General features: G+C 61.3%; 19 protein-coding genes. 8 read left to right on the forward strand and 11 right to left on the reverse strand.

The genetic code is table 11. The features are described 5' to 3' along the window. Window positions 1–8 precede the first annotated feature (8 nt). From LVW35_RS23390 to LVW35_RS23405, 4 genes are all read right to left on the reverse strand, one after another. Window positions 9–476: a VUT family protein gene (locus LVW35_RS23390; protein WP_015885703.1), complete on the reverse strand. Its 468-nt coding sequence runs from the start codon at window positions 474–476 to the stop codon at window positions 9–11. 163 nt (window positions 477–639) lie between these two features. Beyond that, window positions 640–855, reverse strand: coding sequence for a DUF1289 domain-containing protein (locus LVW35_RS23395; protein WP_233892229.1), 216 nt, complete (start codon window positions 853–855; stop codon window positions 640–642). Then, window positions 852–1,376, reverse strand: a complete 525-nt coding sequence (locus LVW35_RS23400) for a gamma carbonic anhydrase family protein (protein ID WP_028617818.1) — start codon at window positions 1,374–1,376, stop codon at window positions 852–854. Before LVW35_RS23400 ends, LVW35_RS23395 begins: the two co-directional genes overlap by 4 nt. Before the next feature lie 38 nt (window positions 1,377–1,414). Further along, window positions 1,415–2,017, reverse strand: a complete 603-nt coding sequence (locus LVW35_RS23405; RefSeq protein ID WP_016971944.1) for a CoA pyrophosphatase — start codon at window positions 2,015–2,017, stop codon at window positions 1,415–1,417. 148 nt (window positions 2,018–2,165) lie between these two features. Here LVW35_RS23405 and LVW35_RS23410 point away from each other — a divergent pair, with 148 nt between their 5' ends. The 7 genes from LVW35_RS23410 to nagE all read left to right on the forward strand — a co-directional run bounded on the left by LVW35_RS23410 (window position 2,166) and on the right by nagE (window position 10,644). Continuing rightward, complete coding sequence (locus tag LVW35_RS23410) at window positions 2,166–2,714, forward strand: NUDIX hydrolase (protein ID WP_233892230.1); 549 nt, start codon at window positions 2,166–2,168, stop codon at window positions 2,712–2,714. 20 nt (window positions 2,715–2,734) lie between these two features. Continuing rightward, window positions 2,735–3,238, forward strand: coding sequence for a L,D-transpeptidase family protein (locus LVW35_RS23415; RefSeq protein WP_233892231.1), 504 nt, complete (start codon window positions 2,735–2,737; stop codon window positions 3,236–3,238). A 263-nt stretch (window positions 3,239–3,501) separates the two neighbouring features. Further along, window positions 3,502–4,260 carry a GntR family transcriptional regulator gene (locus LVW35_RS23420; RefSeq protein WP_010207963.1) on the forward strand — a complete coding sequence of 253 codons (759 nt, stop codon included), beginning with the start codon at window positions 3,502–3,504 and terminating at the stop codon, window positions 4,258–4,260. Window positions 4,261–4,270: 10 nt separating this feature from the next. Further along, the gene (gene nagA, locus LVW35_RS23425) at window positions 4,271–5,377 is read left to right on the forward strand and encodes an N-acetylglucosamine-6-phosphate deacetylase (protein WP_233892232.1); all 1,107 of its coding nucleotides are present in this window, start codon (window positions 4,271–4,273) and stop codon (window positions 5,375–5,377) included. Then, entirely contained in the window at window positions 5,358–6,380 is a 1,023-nt protein-coding gene (locus LVW35_RS23430; RefSeq protein WP_233892233.1) for an SIS domain-containing protein, read from the forward strand. Before nagA ends, LVW35_RS23430 begins: the two co-directional genes overlap by 20 nt. A 28-nt stretch (window positions 6,381–6,408) precedes the next feature. Continuing rightward, window positions 6,409–8,919 carry a phosphoenolpyruvate--protein phosphotransferase gene (gene ptsP, locus LVW35_RS23435; protein ID WP_233892234.1) on the forward strand — a complete coding sequence of 837 codons (2,511 nt, stop codon included), beginning with the start codon at window positions 6,409–6,411 and terminating at the stop codon, window positions 8,917–8,919. A gap of 27 nt (window positions 8,920–8,946) precedes the next feature. Then, window positions 8,947–10,644 (forward strand): N-acetylglucosamine-specific PTS transporter subunit IIBC, encoded by a 1,698-nt coding sequence (nagE, locus tag LVW35_RS23440; protein WP_233892235.1) that lies wholly within the window; start codon window positions 8,947–8,949, stop codon window positions 10,642–10,644. A 48-nt stretch (window positions 10,645–10,692) separates the two neighbouring features. On the opposite strand, the gene LVW35_RS23445 is transcribed toward nagE, so the two are convergent. The 5 genes from LVW35_RS23445 to purL all read right to left on the reverse strand — a co-directional run bounded on the left by LVW35_RS23445 (window position 10,693) and on the right by purL (window position 16,920). Continuing rightward, on the reverse strand, window positions 10,693–10,956 hold the full coding sequence (locus tag LVW35_RS23445) for a DUF6124 family protein (RefSeq protein WP_233892236.1): 264 nt from the start codon (window positions 10,954–10,956) through the stop codon (window positions 10,693–10,695). A gap of 364 nt (window positions 10,957–11,320) precedes the next feature. After that, window positions 11,321–11,773, reverse strand: coding sequence for a hypothetical protein (locus LVW35_RS23450; RefSeq protein ID WP_233892237.1), 453 nt, complete (start codon window positions 11,771–11,773; stop codon window positions 11,321–11,323). After that, a complete protein-coding gene (locus LVW35_RS23455) occupies window positions 11,757–12,395 on the reverse strand; it encodes a DUF6036 family nucleotidyltransferase (RefSeq protein WP_233892238.1) in 639 nt (212 codons plus the stop codon). The genes LVW35_RS23450 and LVW35_RS23455 overlap by 17 nt, the downstream gene beginning before the upstream one ends. Before the next feature lie 312 nt (window positions 12,396–12,707). Continuing rightward, the gene (locus LVW35_RS23460; protein WP_106578295.1) at window positions 12,708–13,019 is read right to left on the reverse strand and encodes an NGG1p interacting factor NIF3; all 312 of its coding nucleotides are present in this window, start codon (window positions 13,017–13,019) and stop codon (window positions 12,708–12,710) included. Between the two features lie 4 nt (window positions 13,020–13,023). Then, window positions 13,024–16,920 (reverse strand): phosphoribosylformylglycinamidine synthase, encoded by a 3,897-nt coding sequence (gene purL, locus LVW35_RS23465; RefSeq protein ID WP_233892239.1) that lies wholly within the window; start codon window positions 16,918–16,920, stop codon window positions 13,024–13,026. 287 nt (window positions 16,921–17,207) lie between these two features. Here purL and mltF point away from each other — a divergent pair, with 287 nt between their 5' ends. Beyond that, on the forward strand, window positions 17,208–18,668 hold the full coding sequence (gene mltF / locus LVW35_RS23470) for a membrane-bound lytic murein transglycosylase MltF (RefSeq protein WP_233892240.1): 1,461 nt from the start codon (window positions 17,208–17,210) through the stop codon (window positions 18,666–18,668). A gap of 125 nt (window positions 18,669–18,793) precedes the next feature. Here mltF and LVW35_RS23475 read toward each other — a convergent pair whose 3' ends face one another. Continuing rightward, window positions 18,794–19,072, reverse strand: coding sequence for a PTS transporter subunit EIIB (locus LVW35_RS23475; protein WP_233892241.1), 279 nt, complete (start codon window positions 19,070–19,072; stop codon window positions 18,794–18,796). 2 nt (window positions 19,073–19,074) lie between these two features. Beyond that, window positions 19,075–21,591 (reverse strand): phosphoenolpyruvate--protein phosphotransferase, encoded by a 2,517-nt coding sequence (gene ptsP / locus LVW35_RS23480; protein WP_233892242.1) that lies wholly within the window; start codon window positions 21,589–21,591, stop codon window positions 19,075–19,077. Window positions 21,592–21,635: the final 44 nt, after the last annotated feature.

Raw genomic sequence — 21,635 nt, forward strand, 5'->3', positions numbered from 1 at the left:
AATTGGCCTCAGTTGGCGACGGCCCGCTTGCGGATGCGCCAGGCCATGATCAGCCACACCACCGTGACCCCGGCGAATTTCGACACCAGCGCGGTGCCCGCCACGGCCGGGGTGAGCGCGCCGATCAGGCCGAAGAAGATAAAGGTGTCGAGGGGAATGCTCAGCGCCGAACTTATCCACAGGCGATCGTGCAGAGGGCGCTTGGTGATGCTGAACACCAGCCAGTCAATGCACTCCGACACCGCGAACGCCGTGGCACTTGCCAGGGCGATGGCCGGGTCGGACGTGACATACGACAGTACCAGCGCGGCCAGCATGGCAATGATTGCACCGTGGCCGAAGCGGGTTTGCACCATGTCGCGCAGGATGAAGACCAGGCCACCCCAGGCGGACCAGATGACATCCAGGTGCGGGGCGGTGGAGAAGGCGAAGTTGATCAGCACGACGCTGCTGATGTAGGCGATCAGGAAGAGCATGGGAAAGTGGGCCTGTGAACAAGGGGCACAGGGTACTTCACATTGGGAAATATGTCGTCTGGGAGGGCCCCTTCGCGAGCAAGCCCGCTCCCACATTTGATCGCGTTTATCCTGTAAGAATGCGGTCGAATGTGGGAGCGGGATTGCTCGCGAAAGCAGTCTATCAGCCGCCGGATTCACCCGGAATCATCCACACCAACCCACTCGCCACTGCCCGCTCATGGCACAACCTCAACACCATCCGGCGCTCGGTGTTATCCATCCGGCTCCAGCGAGTAATCTCATCCACCGTACGCTGGCAGCCGGTGCAAATATCGTCATCGTCCAGCGCGCAAATGCTCACGCACGGCGAGGCAACAGGACGTTCAACCGGGTTCATTCTTCCTGCTCAACCAGATCACGCGCGTAACGCTGCGAGTTATGCACATAGTGCGCGGCGCTGGCTTCAAGCATGCGTTTCTGTGCGTCGGTCAACTCCCGCACCACCTTGCCCGGCGAACCCATCACCAGCGAGCCATCGGGGATTTCCTTGCCTTCACCGATCAGCGAATTGGCGCCGATGATGCAGTGCTTGCCGATCTTGGCGCCGTTGAGGATCACCGCATTGATGCCGATCAGGCTGTAATCATCCACCGTGCAACCATGCAACATGGCGTTATGGCCGATGGTCACGCCCGTGCCCAGGGTCAGCGGGTAACCCATGTCGGTGTGCATCACGCTGCCGTCCTGCACGTTGCTGTTCTTGCCGATCAGGATCAGTTCGTTGTCTCCACGCAACACCGCGTTGAACCAGACGTTGGCGCCCTCCTCCAGCTTGACCTTGCCCACCAGCGTGGCATTTGGCGCCACCCAGCTGTGTGGATGAGTCTCGACGCGGGCGTCGCCCAGGCGGTATTTCATGGATATTCCTCACGGCATGCCATTCAAGCGATGGCTTTTTAGATATTGATGAAACTCTTGGGGGGTTGGTGCAGGCTGATCTTCGCGTCGTCATAGAGCAGGTTGATCAATTCGACGATCATGATTGCCGTCAGCCCCCAGATCTTGTATTCGCCGAACCGATAGCTGGGCACGTACCAACTGCGGCCCTGGTAGTCGATCCGGTGGGTATGTTCGCGCGGGTCCTGTCGGAAGAAGTCCAAAGGCACGCTGAAGACCGCGGCGATCTCGGCATCGTTGGCCAGGTATTCGACGTAATCCGGGATGACGCCGACATACGGCGTAACCCGAATGCCGTGCAGGGAGATCAAGGGGCTCAGCGGGCCGATAACTTCCACCAGGCCGGGTGGCAGGCCAATTTCTTCTTCAGCCTCGCGCAACGCGGTGAAAATCAGGTCAGGGTCTTCGGGGTCGCGGCGCCCGCCGGGAAAGGCCACTTCGCCACCATGGGTCGACAGGCCACTGGCGCGCAGGGTCAGGATCAGCTCAGGTTCGTCACTGCGGGTAATTGGCACCAACACCGCGGCCTCGGGGAAACGCCCGTCGGTTTCCAGCGTGTGGGGGGTGTGATTGCTTACCCGGCGAAGTAGCTCGTCCAGCATGAGTCATCTCGGTCTGTTGGCTACCTTGCATCATGCACCAAAGCACGCGGGCACCCAACCCCAAACCCGCGCGGTGTCGCTAAACGACAACTTGTTGCAGCGCCCTGCCGGTCACGCCAAGATAGACGCACTTTCCAGGAACCCCAGCATGAATTTCTGCAGCCAGTGCGGTAAACCGGTTACCCAACGCATCCCCGAAGGCGACGGCCGCCTGCGTTTTGTGTGTGATCACTGCTCGACCATCCACTACCAGAACCCCAATATCGTCGCCGGCACCGTGCCGGTATGGGGCGATAAAGTGCTGCTGTGCCGCCGCGCCATCGAACCGCGCCTGGGTTACTGGACCTTGCCCGCCGGCTTCATGGAAAACGGCGAGACAGTTGAACAGGCCGCGATGCGCGAAACCCTGGAAGAAGCCTGCGCCCGCGTGCACAACCTGAACATCTACACCCTGATCGACGTACCGCACATCAACCAGGTGCATATCTTCTACCGCGCCGACCTGCTCGACCAGGACTTCGCCGCCGGTCCCGAAAGCCTGGAAGTGCAGTTGTTCGACGAAGTTGACATCCCGTGGTCCGAGCTGGCTTTCCGCACGGTCGGGCGTACCCTGGAATATTTTTTCGCTGACCGTCGGCAACAATCGTTCCGGGTACGCAGCGAGGCCGTGCCGCCCATGGGCAAGCCCGCGCCATGACACTAGGAATATCGTCTTTGATGCGTTGGGTGCTTGCTTTGCTCTGTCTATCATTCGCCACACTGGCGCCAGCGGCCACGGTGCAAACCCTGGGCGGTAAAACAGTCGAAAAAGTGCTGGTGCTCAAGTCCGCCCACCAGTTGCAGCTGATCAATGACGGCAAGCCGTTCAAGACCTACCGCATTTCCCTGGGCAAGAACCCCAAGGGCCACAAGCTGATCGAGGGCGACCGCCGCACGCCAGAGGGCCTTTACTGGATCGACTGGCGCAAGACCAGCGACCGCTTCAACCTGGCCATGCACATTTCCTATCCGAATATCAGCGACGCGGCCCGTGCCCGCCGCGAAGGCGTGAAGCCCGGCAGTATGATCATGATCCACGGCACCCCCGACACCGAGGATTACCCGGAACAGTGGTTTCACACCCTGGACTGGACCGACGGCTGCATCGGCATGCGCAATGTGGATATGCGTGAAGTGTGGAACCTGGTCAAAGACGGCACTCTCATCGAGATTCGTCCGTAATCTCGTACCGTTCGTAAAATAATTCAAAAATATTTCCTGCCCTGCCCCGCGACCATCGGTGAATACCAGTTCACCCCCACGGGCTGCACAGTTCTGTGCGCGGTAAAGACCTCTCTAATACCACTTGATACCGACTTCCATTACAGGGCCCTGAACCCACTATTTTCACCGGTTTGGCTGCATTGACATGGTATTTAAGTGGTATTAATTTCCGGCCAATACCGGGCGACAACACTCCAATAACCGCATCGGAAACCTTAACGATGAATCCCATCCTGGGCCTGCGCCCCGACGACAAACAATCCACGCCGCTGTACCTGCAATTGGCGCGCAAGCTGGAAGCGGCGATCCATGCCGGCCAGTGGACGTCCGAACAGGCGCTGCCATCGGAACGGGCACTCAGTGAGCAACTGAGCATTTCCCGGGTCACCGCCCGCAAAGCCCTTGAAGTGCTGTTCGACCAAGGCCTGATCCGCCGCAGCCAGGGTTCCGGCACCTTTATCACGCCGCGCCTGGAACAACCGCTGTCGCGCCTGTCGGGTTTCAGCGAGATGCTGCGCCTCAAAGGCTTTGTGCCCAGCTCGCAGTGGCTGGAACGCGACATCACCCCGCCAACCCATGAAGAACTGATCCGCCTGTGCCTGTCGACCAGCGACAAAGTGGCGCGGCTCAAGCGCCTGCGCAAAGCCGATGACACCGTGATGGCGATCGAAATGACGGTTGTCCCCGCCTCGGTGCTGCCGCAGCCGCAAGCCCTGGGCAGTTCGTTGTACGAATACTTTGAAAGCATCGGCAAGCCCATCGTCCGCGCCTTGCAGCATGTGCAGGCGATCAACGCCTCGGACGAGTTCGCCAGGCTGGTCGGCATCGCCCCCGGCACCGCCATGCTGCTGATGACGCGGGTTGGCTACACCGCCGATAACACGCCGATCGAAATCACCGACACCTACTGCCGCAACGACTACTACGACTTCGTCGCAGAACTGCGTCGCCACGACTATTCCGCTGAACTGCGAATTTAGAGAACTGCCCATGTCCGAAGACAACATCCTCACGCCCAGCGGCTGGATTTGCGGCCGCCTGGTGCACGCGCACGGCAAGGTCGTCGCCATCGAAGGCAAGCCCTGCGATCCGGCTGAAAACGATTTGCCCTACCTGCTGCCGGGCTTTATCGACCTGCATGTGCACGGCGGTGGCGGCGCGGACATCATGGAAGGCAGCGATGCCTTCGAGACCATCACCCGCACCCACGTGCGGTTTGGTACCACGTCATTGCTGGCCACCACCATGACGGCGCCGGTCGAGGAAATCTCCCGCGTGCTCGGCCAGCTCGGCACCTTCTGCGAGCGGCGCCCTACCGGCTGCGCTCGTGTCCTCGGCGTACACCTGGAAGGGCCTTACATCAATCCAGGAAAACTCGGCGCGCAACCCAACTTCGCCCACACCGCGTTGATGGCCGAAGTGGAAGCCTACCTACGCCTCGCGCCGATCCGGGTGATCACCATCGCGCCGGAGATCGCCGGGCATGACGGCCTGATCCGTGCCCTCAGCGAGCGCGGCGTGCGCATGCAGATCGGCCACACCCTGGGCAGCTACGAAGAAGGCGTCGCCGCCCTCGCCGCCGGGGCCACCAGCTTTACCCATTTGTACAACGCGATGAGCCCGTTGCATCACCGCGAGCCGGGTATCGTCGGTGCGGCATTGGCCCACGCCCAGTACGCTGAATTGATCCCGGACCTGCTCCACGTTCACCCCGGCGCCATGCGTGTGGCCCTGCGCTCGATCCCGTGCCTGTACTGCGTCACCGACTCCACTGCCGCCGCCGGCATGCCCGATGGCGAGTACAAGCTGGGCAGCCACACCGTGACCAAATGCCTGGGCGGCGTGCGCCTGGCCGACGGCACCCTGGCCGGCAGCACGCTGACTATGGACCAGGCGCTGCGCAACCTGGTGAAGATCGGCCTGCCCATCAGCGAAGCCTCACAACGCCTGTCGCAATTTCCTGCGGACTACCTGGGCCTGGAAGAACGCGGCCGCCTGCAACCCGGCAGCTTTGCCGACTGCGTACGCCTGGACCGTTCCCTGACACTCACCGACGTAATGGTCGAAGGAGAAACCATTGACTTCAAAAATGCTTGAAGAGGCCCTGGCCTCCTGCGACGCCGTTGCCGCCCAGCTGCAACGCCTGGACCCGCTGCTGGAAGAAATCGCCGGCCGCCTGCGTCGCCAGCCGCCGCAGGTGGCGATGACCATCGCCCGTGGCAGCTCGGACCATGCCGCCAGTTATTTCGCCTACCTGGCCATGCAGCACGTCGGCATTCCAGTAGCGTCGTTGCCGATGTCGGTGGTGACCTTGTTGCAGGCCCCGATGAAAGTCAGCGGCCAAGTGGCGTTTGGCTTCTCCCAATCGGGCCAGAGCCCGGACCTGGTCAACAGTCTGCGCCTGCTGCGCAAACGCGGTGCCCTGAGCATTTCGCTGGTCAACGCAGAAGACTCGCCGCTGGAAGCCGCCTGCGAATTCCATGTGCCGCTGTGCGCTGGGCCGGAACACAGCGTGGCCGCGACCAAAAGCTTTATCGCCACCCTCAGCGCCAGCGCGCAGTTGATCGGCCACTGGAATCAGGAAACCGAGTTGCTGCAAGCCTGCCGCGCCCTGCCCGATGACCTGCGTGCCGCCGCCAAGCAAGATTGGACGGTTGCCATCGACGCCCTGCGCGACTGCCAGCAACTGATGGTTATCGGTCGCGGCGCCGGTTTCGCCATCGCCCAGGAAGCGGCGCTCAAGCTCAAGGAAACCTCGGCGATCCAGGCCGAAGCCTTCAGCAGCGCCGAAGTGCGTCACGGCCCGATGGCCCTGATCGGCGACAACTACCCGCTACTGGTATTCGCCCCGCGCGGCGCCGAGCAAGCCGGCCTGTTGAGCCTGGCCGCCGATATGCGCCAACGCGGCGCCCGTGTATTGCTGGCCGCGCCGGACGATATCGCCGAACGCGACCTGACCCTGAGCCGTGCCGAACACCCGACCCTGGACCCGATCCTGGCGATCCAGAGTTTCTACGTAATGGCGGCAGGTTTGGCGCAAGCCCGTGGCATGGACCCGGACCAGCCGCGTCACCTGAGCAAAGTTACCCGCACTCACTGAGTCGCGTTTCCTGATGAGTACCGTGCCCATGTCCTACAACAATAATGAATTGACCCTCAGCGCTCCGTTAAGCGGACCCGTGCTGACCCTGGGCAACGTTCCCGACGAAGTGTTTGCCAGCGGCGCCATGGGCGATGGTATTGCCATCGACCCCCTGAACGATTGCCTGTATGCGCCGTGTGACGGCGTGATCATCCATGTCGCGCGTACCGGGCACGCCCTGACGATTCGCGCCGAGAACGGCGCCGAGGTGTTGATGCATGTGGGCATCGACACGGTGGAACTGAACGGCGAAGGCTTTGCCTTGCTGGTGAAGGAAGGCGCGAAGGTGAGCAAGGGCCAGGCGTTGGTGCAGTTTGATCTTGACCGCATTGCGCGCCAGTGCAAGAGCCTGGTCAGTCTGATCATCCTGACCAATGGCGAGCGCTTTGAATTGCGTGCGGTGGCCGGGCAAACGGTGAAGGTCGGTGAGCCGTTGTTGCAGGTCGTGGCGCGTTCGGCGGCAGTGGCTCAAACCGCTGTGGATAACTCGAACGCTGAAGTCAGCGCCAGCGTGCGCATCACCCATCGTGGAGGTTTGCACGCGCGCCCGGCGGCGTTGATTCGTAAGACCGCACAAGGTTTCAGCAGCCAGGCGCAGTTGCACTTCGGCGATAAGTCCGCGTCATGTGACAGCCTGATTGGCTTAATGGGCTTGGGTATTGGTGAAGGTGATGAAGTGCGTGTGAGCTGTCGCGGCAAAGACGCCGAAGCCGCTTTGCAGGCCTTGGTCGCAGCATTGTCAGCTGCCATCAAAGAAGAACACCACGCCCCCATCGTTGCCACCCCACGCAGGGCAAATACCGAAGCCGGCGTGTTACAAGGCGTGTGTGCCGCGCCGGGTCTCGTATGCGGGCCGCTGTTCCGCCTGACCGGTATCGAACTGCCGGCAGACACCGGCAACCACACTGCCGATGAGCAACTGCAACACCTCGACACGGCCCTGGAGCAGGTGCGCAGCGAAATTCGCATCACTCTGGATCATGCCCGCCAGCGCAAGAACGTTGATGAAGAGGACATCTTCGCCGCCCACCTCGCGCTGCTGGAAGACCCGAATCTGCTGGAAGCCGCGGCCGGTTCAATTGAACAAGGCAGCGCAGCCACCCACGCCTGGCGCGATGCAATCCAGGCGCAATGCGCGGTATTGCTGGCCCTGGGCAAACCGCTGTTTGCCGAGCGCGCCAACGACCTGCGGGACTTGCAACAACGGGTATTGCGCGCGTTGCTGGGTGAAGCCTGGCATTTCGAATTGCCCGCCGGATCGATTGTCAGCGCCCATGAACTGACCCCGTCTGACTTGCTGCAACTGAGTGCGCAACAAGCCGTCGGCATTTGCATGGCCGAAGGCGGCGCCACCTCTCACGTGGCGATCCTGGCCCGCGGCAAAGGCTTGCCCTGCGTAGTGGCCTTGGGCGCGGACGTACTTGATGTGCCCCAGGGTCAACGCGTGGTACTCGACGCCGCCAACGGCCGTCTGGAACTGGAACCCAGCGACGCACGCCACGCCGAAGTGCACCAGATTCGCGACGCGCAGAAACTGCGTCGCCAGCAGCAGCAGGCCCAGGCCCAACAGCCGGCACGCACCACCGATGGAGTGACCATCGAAGTCGCCGCCAATGTCGCGTCCAGTGCCGAAGCCCAGGTGGCGTTTGAAAATGGCGCCGATGGTGTTGGCCTGCTGCGCACCGAGTTTCTCTTCGTCGACCGCCGTACCGCGCCGGATGAACAGGAACAACGCCACGCCTATCAAGCCGTGCTGGATGCCATGGGCGATAAATCCGTGATCATCCGCACCATCGACGTGGGCGGCGACAAGCAGCTCGACTACCTGCCGCTGCCGGTCGAAGCCAATCCGGTGCTGGGCCTGCGCGGTATTCGCATGGCCCAAGTGCGCCCGGAAGTGCTCGACCAGCAACTGCGTGCCCTGCTTCAAGTAAGCCCGCTGGCGCGCTGCCGCATCCTGCTGCCGATGGTCAGCGAAGTGGATGAGTTGCTGCAGATCCGCCAACGTCTGGATGAGCTGTGCATTGAGCTGGAACTGACGCAACGCCCAGAGCTGGGCGTAATGATCGAAGTGCCCGCCGCCGCGCTGATGGCCGAGCAGTTGGCCAAGCACGCGGACTTCCTGTCTATCGGCACCAATGACCTGTCCCAATACACCCTGGCCATGGACCGAGACCACGCCGGCCTCGCCGCACGGGTCGACGCCTTGCACCCGGCCCTGCTGCGGCTGATCGCCCAAACCTGCGCCGGGGCTTTAAAACATGGACGTTGGGTCGGCGTCTGCGGCGCCCTCGCCTCCGACCCGCTCGCCACGCCGGTGCTGGTCGGCCTGGGCGTCAGCGAGCTGTCGGTGAGCCCGCCGCAGATCGGAGAAATCAAGGACCGTGTCCGTCGCCTGGACGCGGCGCAATGCCGGCAATTGAGCCAAGGCCTGCTCGACCTGAGCAGCGCCAAAGCCGTTCGCCACGCCTGTCAACACCACTGGCCGCTGAGCTGACAACAACAAGAAAAAAGGAGACTCGCTATGTACCAACATGTCATCGAAGGCCTGCAACGCCTGGGCCGTGCACTCATGCTGCCGATCGCGATCCTGCCAATCGCCGGCCTGCTGCTACGCCTGGGCGACACCGATTTGCTCAACATCGCGGTGATGCACGACGCCGGGCAGGCGATCTTCGCCAACCTGGCGCTGATCTTCGCCATCGGCATCGCCGTGGGTTTCGCCCGCGACAACAACGGCACGGCCGGTTTGGCCGGGGCGATTGGTTACCTGGTGATGGTCTCCACGCTCAAGGTGATGGACACAACCATCAACATGGGCATGCTCGCCGGTATCGCCAGCGGCCTGATGGCGGGCGGGCTGTATAACCGATTCAAGGACATCAAGTTGCCGGAGTACCTGGCGTTCTTTGGTGGGCGCCGGTTTGTACCGATTGTCACCGGGTTCTCGGCAGTCGGTCTGGGTGTGATCTTTGGGTTGATCTGGCCGCCGATCCAGCACGGCATCAACAGCTTCGGCGTGCTGCTGATGGAAAGCGGCAGCCTGGGCGCCTTTGTGTTCGGCGTGTTCAACCGCCTGCTGATCGTCACCGGCCTGCACCACATCCTCAACAACATGGCGTGGTTTGTGTTTGGCAGCTTTACCGATCCCGCCACTGGCGCGGTTGTGACGGGTGACCTGACCCGCTACTTCGCCGGCGACCCGAAAGGCGGCCAGTTCATGACAGGCATGTTCCCGGTGATGCTGTTCGGCTTGCCTGCGGCGTGTCTGGCGATGTACCGCAACGCGCTGCCGGAGCGCCGTAAAGTGATGGGCGGGATTTTCCTGTCGATGGCGCTGACCTCGTTCCTGACTGGGGTGACCGAGCCGATTGAGTTCGCGTTCATGTTCCTCGCGCCGTTCCTGTACCTGATCCACGCCGTGCTGACCGGCCTGTCGATGGCTGTCACCAATATGCTGAATATCCACCTGGGCTTTACCTTCTCCGGTGGGTTTATCGACATGGTGCTGGGTTGGGGCAAGTCCACCAATGGCTGGCTGGTGTTCCCGGTCGGCCTGGCCTATGCGCTGATCTACTACAGCGTGTTCAACTACTGCATTCGTCGCTTTAACCTGAAGACGCCGGGGCGGGAAGATATCCAGGTGGTGCAGGCTGAGGTGATGAGTGATAACCAGCGGGCCACGGCTTACATCCAGGCGCTGGGCGGTGCGGAGAATCTGCTGAGCGTCGGCGCCTGCACCACGCGCCTGCGGTTGGACATGGTGGATCGCAACAAAGCGATGGATGCGGAGCTGAAAGCCCTGGGTGCCATGGCGGTCGTCCGGCCAGGTAACGGCGGCAGTTTGCAGGTGGTGGTCGGGCCGATGGCAGACAGCATTGCCGATGAGATTCGCTTGGCCATGCCTTCGTTTGTCGCCAGTGCGCCGGTGGCGGTTGCGCCTGTGGATAAGCCGGTGGCGGTGAATGTGCAGGAAGCCGAGAAATGGCTGAATGCGTTGGGTGGTCGCGGGAATGTGCGGCAGTTGGAAGCGGTGGCGACGACTCGGTTACGGGTGGAGTTGGGGGATGATTCTGTATTGTCCGAAGCTCAACTTACTGCACTCGGCTGCCAGGGTGTGAGCCAGCTGGAAAGCGGTGTGTGGCACCTGTTGATTGGTGAAAATGCGTCAGGATTGGGTGAAGCGTTGGAGCGGTTGGTTACCCGCCCAATCAACGCCTGACCACCCTGTGGCGAGGGAGCTTGCTCCCTCGCCACAGGGTGGGTGTGGTCAGTTGCTGATCGGCACTTCCTGTAGGTCCAACACCCGATCGACCATCAACTGGATACCTTCCACCATCCGATGAATCCCCAGCACTGCATCTCGCTGCGGGCCGTCGACGTCAAAAGCCAGATTACCCGCCAGTGCCTGTACTGATGCCAGGTCTTGGGAAGCATTGGCGAGCAGGGTTTCGGTGTTCAGGTTGGTTAGGACGGTGAAAATTTGGTCGGTGGGCTGGGAATCTGACGGGGGGCTTGGGCTGTCTTTGATCATGGTAAACCTCTGGTGTGAAGTAAGGACTACCAGCATCACTTGCAGATGATGGGTGGCAGCTGTGTGCGGGCCTGCAAGACCGAGAGTCACCAGCAAGTCTCGGTAGACCCGAAGGTCTCCCGCACACAGCCGCCATAAATGGCGACCATGAAAAAGCGCCGCAATTATAAAGGCGCTTGTAACTCACTGGTGAGGTTTCGGCGGGCTTGCAGTCCCGGTCACTGAATTGGCAGCGACTGGCAAAGGTTAGTGAGGTGAGTTCCGAGGGACAACCTGAAAGACCTGTGGGAAATCTCCGAGAGCTGAAGATATCGCAGACAGCAAAAACCCGGCCTTCGCCGGGTTCTTCAGTCGCAATCAACACCTAGGCAGACGCTGCACGCTGCTGCGCTTCGTAATGGCGAGTCTGGAAAGGCATCAACGCCTGAGCCTTCAAACCCAGCCCTTCACTCAGCCCCCAAGACACTGCCAGTTCATCACGACGACTGCGCAATGCAACAGCGCCCTGTGGTTTCACGTCTTGCTTGGAGGCAGATGCTGAAAACAGCTCAAGCGCCTTCAACGCCTCTAATAACCGACTATCCGTCACGCAAGAAAACCGCGTGAAGCGCTCTAGCAAATAGCCTGCGCGACGAAGCTCCAATTCGCTGGAGTGGCCATCCAGAAAGTCCTTCACTTCCCCCACAAGGTTGGCGTCGGAGTACCAAACCGCTTTCGCTGCACTCACCAGCGCGTCGTCATCAGCCTGATTCAAAGGGCTTTTGACCAGTGTGTCCAAGGCGGACGAGAGGATGGGACCGTTAAAAGACTTGGCCATCTGCAGTCTCCAGATAATCGTGCAAGATATTGGTCAAAATAGATCTGGGTGGCTCTTTGTTGCCAACATACATATCAATCGCCTGCAATGCCAGCTGACGGAGCTCAGTGGTCACTATGAAGCCAGCCCTGAGCAACGCCATTATGTCGCCTATATCCTGATCAGTGGCTCTGCCCAGTTTTGAGATTGCAATGTCGATGGGCGCAGCTATATGAAGATGCAGTGCAGACTCAAGAGGAAACTCTTCCAGGGGAAAACTTCGTTCCCAGTAGTCTTCGTGAAGCGGGCCAAAGCTAGTGTTGTATTGGAGGTCATAGTTCAGCTCCATTACACGGCCAGACTGCTCATCAAAAAACTGTTCAGGAAACTCCGCTAATAGCGTCTGAAGGCGCAGCTTGTCTCGAAAATCCGCGCAATAAATCTCCGCATCTACATCAGTGGAAATACGATGGTGTGTATATAAATGAACTGCACAACCGCCAAAGACAATGACCCTGACGGCGCCAGGCCTTGCCCCCTCAAGCGTCAACTCCACCTCGATGGACTTGAACATTGAAACCAAGGCTTGCCCTAGTGCGGTACTTGTATTGAGGCTGGGAACAACGGTATCTGGCAATTCCATTATTGAATATCAAACCCGAATGCACGGTTGCAGGGCGGGCCTTGAGTTCAAATCCCGATCACTGAACTGACAGCGACCGAAGAAGGCTATTGAGGCAGGTTCCGAGGGACAACCTGAAAGGCTTGTGGGAAAGATCTGACGCGCCTGTCCCAACGCCTTCGCGAGCAAGCCCGCTCCCACATTCGACTGCATTCCTTCAGGATAAACGCGGTCGAATGTGGGAGCGGGCTTGCCTGCGATTAGCCCCACAGCCAACAAAAAACCCGCTGACCAAACTGGCCCAGCGGGTTTCTTGTTTTTGCAGCGTGCGAGTTAAAAATCCGCCAGCTGCCACACCTCATACGCCGGTGTCTCATACGGATGGCTAAGTTTGAGCGCGGCCACAACAGCCACGATCAATTCATCCGCCACCACCAGCTCAACCTTCCACTCCTCAACTACTTCAACCTGACCCACCTGCCCAATAAACGGCTGACTGCCGTCCAACGCGCGGAATTGGCCCTGGCCCAGCACTTGCCAGGCGCAGCTGTCGTAGTTGCCGATGCGCCCACCGCCGGCTGCGAAGACGGCGGTTTTCACCGTCTCCACATGGCTTGCGGGCACAAAGAAGGCGAGCTTGTACACCGTCTTAGTTCACCCACACACGGGCGTTGCGGAACATGCGCATCCAGGCGCCGTCTTCGTTCCACTCTTCCGGACGCCACGAATTCTGCACGGCGCGGAATACACGCTCCGGGTGCGGCATCATGATGGTCACGCGACCGTCGCGGCTGGTGAGGCCGGTAATCCCGCGCGGCGAGCCGTTCGGGTTGGCCGGGTAGGTCTCGGTGACCTTGCCGTGGTTGTCGACGAAACGCAGGGCGACGGTGCCGGACAGGTCGGCTTCCAGCAAGGCTTCTTCGCTTTCGAACTCGGCATGGCCTTCACCGTGGGCGATGGCGATTGGCATGCGCGAACCGGCCATGCCTTGCAGGAAGATCGAGTTGGACTCCTGCACCTGCACCATGGCGACACGGGCTTCGAACTGCTCGGAACGGTTACGCACAAAGTGCGGCCAGAACTCGCTGCCCGGGATCAGTTCGCTGAGGTTGGACATCATCTGGCAACCGTTGCACACACCCAGGGTGAAGCTGTCGTTGCGCTCGAAGAAGCCTTGGAACGCGTCGCGGGCACGGCTGTTGAACAGCGCTGACTTGGCCCAGCCTTCACCGGCACCCAGCACGTCGCCGTAGGAGAAACCGCCGCAGGCCACCAGGCCTTTGAACTCGTTGAGGTCGACGCGACCGGCAAGGATGTCGCTCATGTGCACGTCGATCGCATTGAAGCCGGCGCGGTCGAACGCGGCCGCCATTTCCACCTGGCCGTTGACGCCCTGCTCACGCAGCACGGCAACTTGTGGGCGAATGCCTTTCTTGATGTAAGGCGCGGCAATGTCCTGGTTGACGTCGAAGCTGAGCTTGGTGCTCAGGCCCGGGTTGTCTTCTTCCAGGATCACGTCGAATTCCTGCTCGGCGCACTCAACGTTGTCGCGCAGGCGTTGGATCTGATAGCTGGTCTCGGCCCACTGGCGTTGCAGCAAACGACGCTGACCGGCAAACACGGTGTCGCCGTTGAACGAGATATTGATCTCGCCATTGTTGATCGGCTGGCCGATCACGGCCACGCAGTCGTCCAGGCCAGCAGCGCTGAATTGGGCGAGCACGTCCGGGGTAGCGTCCTGGCGAACCTGGATCACCGCGCCCAACTCTTCGTTGAACAGGATGCCGTTGATCTCGGCAGCATCCTCGGCAACGCTGTCGAGCACGATGTTCAGGCCACAGTGACCGGCGAAGGCCATCTCGACAACGCTGGTCAGCAATCCACCGTCGGAACGGTCGTGGTAAGCCAGCAGGTGGCCGTCGGCATTCAGGCCCTGGATCACGGCGAAGAAGGCTTTCAGGTCTTCGGCGTCATCGACGTCCGGTGCCTGCTTGCCGAGCTTGCCATGAGTCTGCGCCAGGATCGACGCGCCCATGCGGTTCTGGCCACGGCCCAGGTCGATCAGGATCAGATCGGTGGTGCCTTTGTCCATGCGCAGTTGCGGGGTCAGGGTCTGGCGGATGTCGGTGACCGGTGCGAAACCGGTGACGATCAGCGACAGCGGCGAGGTGACTGTCTTGTCGACGCCGTCTTCGTTCCAACGGGTGGCCATGGACATGGAGTCCTTGCCCACCGGAATGGTGATGCCCAGTTCCGGGCACAGCTCCATGCCGACTGCCTTGACGGTGTCGTACAGACGCGCGTCTTCACCCGGGTGACCGGCAGCGGACATCCAGTTTGCCGACAGTTTGATGTCGGACAATTTACCGATGCGCGAAGCCGCGATGTTGGTGAGCGTTTCACCAATCGCCATGCGGCCCGACGCCGGAGCGTCGAGCAGGGCCAGCGGCGTGCGCTCGCCCATGGCCATGGCTTCACCGGTGTAGACGTCGAAGCTGGCGGCGGTGACGGCAACGTCAGCCACTGGAACCTGCCACGGGCCGACCATTTGGTCACGAGCCACCAGGCCGGTGATGGTGCGGTCGCCGATGGTGATCAGGAAACTTTTGCTCGCCACGGCCGGGTGGTGCAGCACGCGCTCGATGCTGTCGGCCAGTTCCAGCGTGCTTGGGTCGAAATCATCGCCCAGCTCGGCTTCACGTACCGCTGAACGGTGCATGCGCGGGGCCTTGCCCAGCAGCACTTCCAGCGGCATGTCGACCGGGCTGTTACCGAAGTGGCTGTCTGTAACAGTCAGTTGCGGCTCGGCAGTGGCTTCGCCGACCACGGCGAATGGGCAGCGCTCGCGTTCGCAGATGGCCTGGAAGCGCGCGAAGTCTTCTGCACCAACCGCCAGAACGTAACGCTCCTGGGATTCGTTGCTCCAGATTTCGTGCGGAGCCATGCCTGGCTCGTCGTTTGGAATGTTGCGCAGTTCGAAACGGCCACCACGGTCGCCATCGTTGACCAGTTCCGGAAAGGCGTTGGACAAACCACCGGCGCCGACGTCGTGGATGAAGCTGATCGGGTTCTTGTCACCCAACTGCCAGCAACGGTCGATGACTTCCTGGCAGCGACGTTCCATCTCCGGGTTTTCGCGCTGTACGGAAGCGAAGTCCAGGTCCGCCGAGCTGGTGCCGGTGGCCATGGAGGAAGCCGCGCCGCCGCCCAGGCCGATCAGCATCGCCGGGCCGCCGAGCACGATCAGCTTGGAGCCGACCAGGATCTCGCCTTTCTTGACGTGCTCTTCACGGATGTTGCCCATGCCGCCGGCCAACATGATTGGCTTGTGGTAGCCGCGCACTTCATCGCCACGCGGGGTGGTGATGGATTGTTCGAAGGTACGGAAGTAACCGGTCAGCGCCGGACGCCCGAATTCGTTGTTGAACGCAGCGCCGCCCAGCGGGCCTTCGATCATGATGTCCAGCGCGTTGACGATGCGCTCAGGCTTGCCGTACGGCACTTCCCATGGCTGTTCAAAGCCTGGGATCTGCAGGTTGGATACGGTGAAACCGGTCAGGCCCGCCTTTGGCTTGGCGCCTCGGCCGGTAGCGCCTTCGTCACGGATTTCGCCGCCGGAACCGGTGGCTGCGCCCGGGAACGGGGCAATCGCGGTCGGGTGGTTGTGGGTCTCAACCTTCATCAGAATGTGCACCGGCTCCTGCACCGCGCCGTACTGGCGGGTTGCAGGGTCCGGGAAAAAACGGCCGGCGACGGAGCCGACGATCACCGAAGCGTTGTCCTTATAAGCCGACAGAACGCCTTCGCTGTGCATCACGTAGGTGTTCTTGATCATGCCGAACAGGCTTTTTTCCTGGCTTTCGCCGTCGATGTCCCAACTGGCGTTGAAAATCTTGTGACGGCAGTGCTCGGAGTTGGCCTGGGCAAACATCATCAGTTCGATGTCGTGCGGATTGCGCTTCAAGCCGTTGAAGGCGTTGACCAGGTAGTCGATCTCGTCTTCGGCCAGGGCCAGGCCCAACTCGGTGTTGGCCTTCTCGAGGGCGGCGCGACCACCGCCAAGCACGTCAATCGCGGTCAGCGGCTTGGGCTCGGCGTGGCTGAACAGGCCGGCAGCCTGTTCCAACTGGCTGACGATGATCTGGGTCATGCGGTCGTGCAGGCTGCTGGCGATCAGCTCGGCTTCGGCATCGCTGAACTGGCCGGCGACGTAGAAAGCGATACCACGCTCCAGGCGCTGGATTTTCTCCAGGCCGCAGTTGCGGGCGATATCGCTGGCCTTGCTCGACCAGGGCGAGATGGTGCCGAACCGCGGCAGAACCAGGAACAAGCGGCCGTCAGGCTCTTGAACCGGAACGCTTGGGCCGTACTTCAGAAGGCGTGCCAGCACTTGCTGCTCGTCGGCGGTCAATACGCCGGTAACGTCGGCGAAGTGAGCAAATTCAGCGTACAGGCCTGTAACAGCTGGAACCTTCTGGCTCAGTTGCTCAAGGAGTTTGCTGTGGCGAAAGGCAGAAAGGGCAGGAGCGCCGCGCAGGATCAACATCTTCGGGACAGCCTCGGGAAGGGGGTGTGCTTTGAGGCCGTGCATTCTAGCGTAAACCGTTGCCAACGGCACCCGAAACGCTACCGGTGGCTGCTGCCGGACGTCAGTTGGCCGGATTACCCCCCTTTCGAGGGGCCATGCCGGGCATTCGGCGCAGTTATTTTAACCGTCACAATCGCGCGCCAAGCCACGTTTCTGCGGGCTGCAGCACAGTTTTGCCGGTGCTAGCAGACAACTCCCACGCTGTCGAGATATGGCGCCGTGGGCCGTTTGCGTATACTGCGCAGATGTTCTCCCCAACTGCTTTGCGCCCGCGATGCGCCAAATGGCTCATCGCCACCGGACTCTTCCTGATGCTCAGCGCCTGTGTTGATAAACCCAGCACGCTCGAGCGAATCAAGGAGGATGGCGTATTGCGGGTGGTCACCCGGAACAGCCCTGCAACCTATTTCCAGGACCGCAACGGTGAAACCGGTTTCGAATACGAACTGGTCAAGCGCTTCGCCGATGACCTGGGTGTGAAGCTGGAAATCGAGACCGCCGACAACCTTGACGACCTGTTTGGCCAGTTGGGTAAACCCAACGGCCCGGTTCTCGCGGCGGCCGGCCTGGTCAGCAGCGAACAGCGCCAGACGCAGGTGCGTTTTTCCCACCCTTATCTAGAAGTCACCCCGCAGATCATCTACCGTAACGGCCAGTCACGACCGACCAACGCGGCCGATTTGGTGGGCAAGAAGATCATGGTGCTCAAGGGCAGCACCCACGCCGAACAACTGGCGGCGCTTAAAAAGCAGAATCCTGCGATTGAATACGAAGAATCCGACGCCGTTGAGGTGGTCGACCTGCTGCGCATGGTAGACGAGGGGCAAATCGACCTGACCCTGGTGGATTCCAACGAAGTGGCAATGAACCAGGTGTACTTCCCCAACGTACGCGTGGCGTTCGACCTGGGCAACGCCAGCAACCAGAGTTGGGCCGTGGCCGCCGGTGAAGACAACAGCCTGCTCAACGAGATCAACAGCTATCTGGATAAAGTCGAGAAGAACGGCACGTTACAGCGCCTGAAAGACCGCTACTACGGGCACGTCGACGTGCTCGGCTATGTGGGCGCCTACACCTTTGCCCAGCATCTGCAGCAGCGTTTGCCCAAGTACGAGAAACACTTCCGCGCCTATGCCAAGGAAGAAAAGGTCGATTGGCGCCTCCTGGCTGCCATCGGCTATCAGGAATCGCTGTGGCAGCCGGCCGTCACTTCCAAGACCGGCGTGCGCGGCCTGATGATGCTGACCCAGAACACCGCCCAGGCGATGGGCGTGTCCAACCGCCTGGACCCCAAGCAAAGCATCATGGGCGGCGCCAAGTACCTGGCCAAGATCAAGGATGAGCTGGACGACAGTATCGCCGAGCCGGACCGCACCTGGTTTGCCCTCGCCGCCTATAACGTTGGCACCGGCCACCTGGACGACGCACGCACCCTGGCCAAGCGCGAAGGCCTGAACCCGAACAAGTGGCTGGACGTGAAGAAGATGCTGCCGCGCCTGTCGCAGAAGCAGTGGTACAGCAAGACCCGCTACGGTTATGCGCGGGGCGGTGAGCCGGTGCACTTCGTGGCGAACATCCGGCGTTATTACGACATCCTCACCTGGGTGACCCAGCCGCAGCTGGAGGGCAACCAGGTGGTCGAAGGCAACTTGCATGTACCCGGTGTGGACAAGACCAAGCCGCCGGAAGATAACCCACAATTGTAAGAACACTGCAGGACCTATGTGGGAGCGGCCTTGCTCGCGAAGGGGGAGTATCAGTCGATACATCGGCTGACTGATACTCCCCCTTCGCGAGCAAGCCCGCTCGCACATTTACATCTCCACTTGGCTTAGAGACCGGTGAGCAGATGGACAACGCCAGTCGTCAACACCATCACCCCAGGCACACCTGCCGCTCTTAACGCCGCCTCATCCATCCGCCCCGCATCCTGCAACTGTACCCGCACCCGCGTCAGCGCCACTCGCTGCTGCGACTTGAGGTTTTCCACGCCGCCCAGCGCGCTGAGTACTTCGGCTGGCAGTAGACCCTGCGTCGGTGGTGCTACGGTCTCGGCGATCAAATCCGGGGTCAGTGCCTTCCAGAATGCCCGTTGTAATTTCTCGAACATACTCAGTGCTCCACGACAGGTGAGGTTTCAACGGTGGCCGCTTGATATTGGCGCAAGGCTTCACGCACCTGGGCGGCCTCTTCCAGGTCCAGGACCTGGCGGGCGAAGATCTGGCAGTCGGCCAGGTCCAGCTCGCGCACAGTGGCCTTGATGGTGGGGATCAGCGGCACGCTGACCGACAACTCGTCCACGCCCAGGCCGATCAACACGGGCACGGCCAGTGCTTCAGACGCCAATGCACCACATACGCCCACCCACTTGCCGTGGGCATGGGCGGCCTTGACCGTGGTGGAGATCAGGCGCAGCACGGCCGGATGGAAGCTGTCGGCCTGGCTGGCCAGGCGCGGGTGGTCGCGGTCCATGGCTAGCGTGTATTGGGTCAGGTCGTTGGTGCCGATGGAGAAAAAATCCACATGGGGCGCGAACACATCCGCCATCACCGCGGCGGACGGCACTTCAATCATGATGCCCAGCTTTGGCAACTCAGTGAGCCCCAACGCCAGCGCCTCCTCTTCAAGGATCTTGCGCGCCAGGTGCAGCTCAGCCAGCAGGCTGACCATCGGCAACATGATATGCAGGCGCGCAAACCCGGCACTGGCGAGGATCGCACGCAATTGTTCGCGCAATAGCTCCGGGCGCTCCAAGCATAAACGGATGCCGCGCAGGCCGAGGAAGGGGTTGGTCTCGGCGTCCATCGGCACATAAGCCAAGGGCTTGTCGCCACCGACATCGAGGGTGCGCACCACCAGGTTGCGCTCGATGCCCAGGGCACGGGCGATCGCGGTGTAGGTCGCGGCTTGTTCGTCAGGGCCAGGCGCGCGGTTGCGGTCCAAGTAGAGAAATTCCGAGCGCAACAGGCCGACACCTTCGCCGCCGAGGGTCAGGGATTGCTCGACCTCCTGCAATGAAGCCACGTTGGCAGTGACTTCGACGTGATGACCGTCGCGGGTAGTGGCGGGTAACGAGGCCTGCGCCACGTCGCGCTGATGGCGGAGCACTTGTTGTTTGCGCGCCGCTTCCAATTGCTCAATTTCGGCCAGGTTCGGCTCCAGGTGCAATTCACCTTTGTCGGCATCAAGCAGCACCTGCTTGCCATTGGCCAACGCCAGTACTTGGACTGGAACGCCGCAAATAGCCGGCAGGCCAAGGGCGCGGGCGAGAATTGCGACATGGCTGGTAGCGCCGCCGCCGACCGTGACAAAACCCAGCACCTTGCGTGTATTCAGACTGGCCGTCTGCGAAGGCGTCAGTTGTTCGGCGATCAGGATCGCACGCTCCGGCAAGTCCCAGGCGCTGTCCTGAATGCCCAGGATCAGTTTCAGCACGCGCTGGCCGACGTCCGCCAGATCTGCGGCACGCTCGGCGATCAGTGCGTTGCCCAATCCCTGGAATAGCTTGACGGTCGCGAGCGTCGCACTGTTCCAGGCAAACGCGGCACTTTTGCCTTCAGCCAGCAGGCGGTTGGCGTGTTCCAGCAGGGTCGGGTCTTCAAGCAATTCCTGATGGGCGCGGAAAATCTCCGCCTGAGCACTGCCGGCAGCCTTATCCTGCAACGCCTGCAACGCTTCAGTGGCGGCGCGCAGGCCACGGGTCAAAGCAACACGTTCCGTTGCTTCGCCCGAGCCTTGCTTCGTGATGAGCAGCTCCGGCTCAGTCACTTGAACCACCTGACCAAACGCCGAGCCCGGTGATGCACACACACCCTTTAGCATCGACGCCGACAACACCGTCGCGACCGGTTCAGCAACTGTCGTCACGACCTCGCCACAGCCCTCAGCCAACAAGGCTACCAGCGCAGTGATCGCCACCTCGGCCTCCTCCCCCGCCGCGCTCACCTGCAACGTGTCGCCCTGCACGGTTTGGAGTGCCATGATCGCCACCAGCGACTTCGCGTTCGCGCTCTGGGTTTGCTTGTGCAGGTAAATACTCGCGTTGAAACCTTTCGCCGCCTGGGCGAACACCGCCGCTGGGCGAGCGTGCAAACCATTGGCATTGGGCAACGTCAGCGGTTTGGAGAACAGCGCCTCGCCCTCCTCGTCGTCCGCTGCTTCCACGGCCTCACCTGGGGATAACTGCAAAAGCGGCTGGCCCGTTTCCACCAAACCATCTGCCAACAGGCTAAACGGCTCGCCGCTGACCACCAGCATCAGGGTCAGCAAACTCCGTGCGTTGAGCGCCACGTAGTCGGCGTCGAATTCGATCAACGGCTGCCCGGCTTCCACCCGCTGCCCTTCCTGCACCAGCCGGGTGAAGCCCTGGCCCGCCAGGTTCACAGTGTCCAGGCCTATATGCATCAGCACCTGAACACCGTTGTCATCGGTGACACTGACCGCATGCCCACTGTCCTGGATATTGCTGATCACTCCGGCCAGCGGCGCGCACAGCGTCTGCGACGTGGGGTCGATGCACAGGCCATCGCCGATCAGGCGGCTGGAGAAAACCGGGTCAGGCACTTTGTCCAGCGCCAGCAGCACACCCGACAAGGGCGCCAGCAATTCCAGGGGTTGAGTTGTGGTCATGACTTCACCTGCTGTTTTGTTCTGTAAATATCATTGAGTGGAGG

This window comes from Pseudomonas sp. HN11 (assembly GCF_021390155.1).
Classification (GTDB): Bacteria; Pseudomonadota; Gammaproteobacteria; order Pseudomonadales; family Pseudomonadaceae; genus Aquipseudomonas.

What these genes read in the sequence shown, in the direction of transcription:
- LVW35_RS23390 (WP_015885703.1), bottom strand. Translation starts at nt 476, where the DNA reads ATGCTCTTCCTGATCGCCTACATCAGCAGCGTCGTGCTGATCAACTTC.
- LVW35_RS23395 (WP_233892229.1), bottom strand. Translation starts at nt 855, where the DNA reads ATGAACCCGGTTGAACGTCCTGTTGCCTCGCCGTGCGTGAGCATTTGC.
- LVW35_RS23400 (WP_028617818.1), bottom strand. Translation starts at nt 1,376, where the DNA reads ATGAAATACCGCCTGGGCGACGCCCGCGTCGAGACTCATCCACACAGC.
- LVW35_RS23405 (WP_016971944.1), bottom strand. Translation starts at nt 2,017, where the DNA reads ATGCTGGACGAGCTACTTCGCCGGGTAAGCAATCACACCCCCCACACG.
- LVW35_RS23410 (WP_233892230.1), top strand. Translation starts at nt 2,166, where the DNA reads ATGAATTTCTGCAGCCAGTGCGGTAAACCGGTTACCCAACGCATCCCC.
- LVW35_RS23415 (WP_233892231.1), top strand. Translation starts at nt 2,735, where the DNA reads ATGCGTTGGGTGCTTGCTTTGCTCTGTCTATCATTCGCCACACTGGCG.
- LVW35_RS23420 (WP_010207963.1), top strand. Translation starts at nt 3,502, where the DNA reads ATGAATCCCATCCTGGGCCTGCGCCCCGACGACAAACAATCCACGCCG.
- nagA (WP_233892232.1), top strand. Translation starts at nt 4,271, where the DNA reads ATGTCCGAAGACAACATCCTCACGCCCAGCGGCTGGATTTGCGGCCGC.
- ptsP (WP_233892234.1), top strand. Translation starts at nt 6,409, where the DNA reads ATGTCCTACAACAATAATGAATTGACCCTCAGCGCTCCGTTAAGCGGA.
- nagE (WP_233892235.1), top strand. Translation starts at nt 8,947, where the DNA reads ATGTACCAACATGTCATCGAAGGCCTGCAACGCCTGGGCCGTGCACTC.
- LVW35_RS23445 (WP_233892236.1), bottom strand. Translation starts at nt 10,956, where the DNA reads ATGATCAAAGACAGCCCAAGCCCCCCGTCAGATTCCCAGCCCACCGAC.
- LVW35_RS23450 (WP_233892237.1), bottom strand. Translation starts at nt 11,773, where the DNA reads ATGGCCAAGTCTTTTAACGGTCCCATCCTCTCGTCCGCCTTGGACACA.
- LVW35_RS23455 (WP_233892238.1), bottom strand. Translation starts at nt 12,395, where the DNA reads ATGGAATTGCCAGATACCGTTGTTCCCAGCCTCAATACAAGTACCGCA.
- purL (WP_233892239.1), bottom strand. Translation starts at nt 16,920, where the DNA reads ATGTTGATCCTGCGCGGCGCTCCTGCCCTTTCTGCCTTTCGCCACAGC.
- mltF (WP_233892240.1), top strand. Translation starts at nt 17,208, where the DNA reads ATGTTCTCCCCAACTGCTTTGCGCCCGCGATGCGCCAAATGGCTCATC.
- LVW35_RS23475 (WP_233892241.1), bottom strand. Translation starts at nt 19,072, where the DNA reads ATGTTCGAGAAATTACAACGGGCATTCTGGAAGGCACTGACCCCGGAT.
- ptsP (WP_233892242.1), bottom strand. Translation starts at nt 21,591, where the DNA reads ATGACCACAACTCAACCCCTGGAATTGCTGGCGCCCTTGTCGGGTGTG.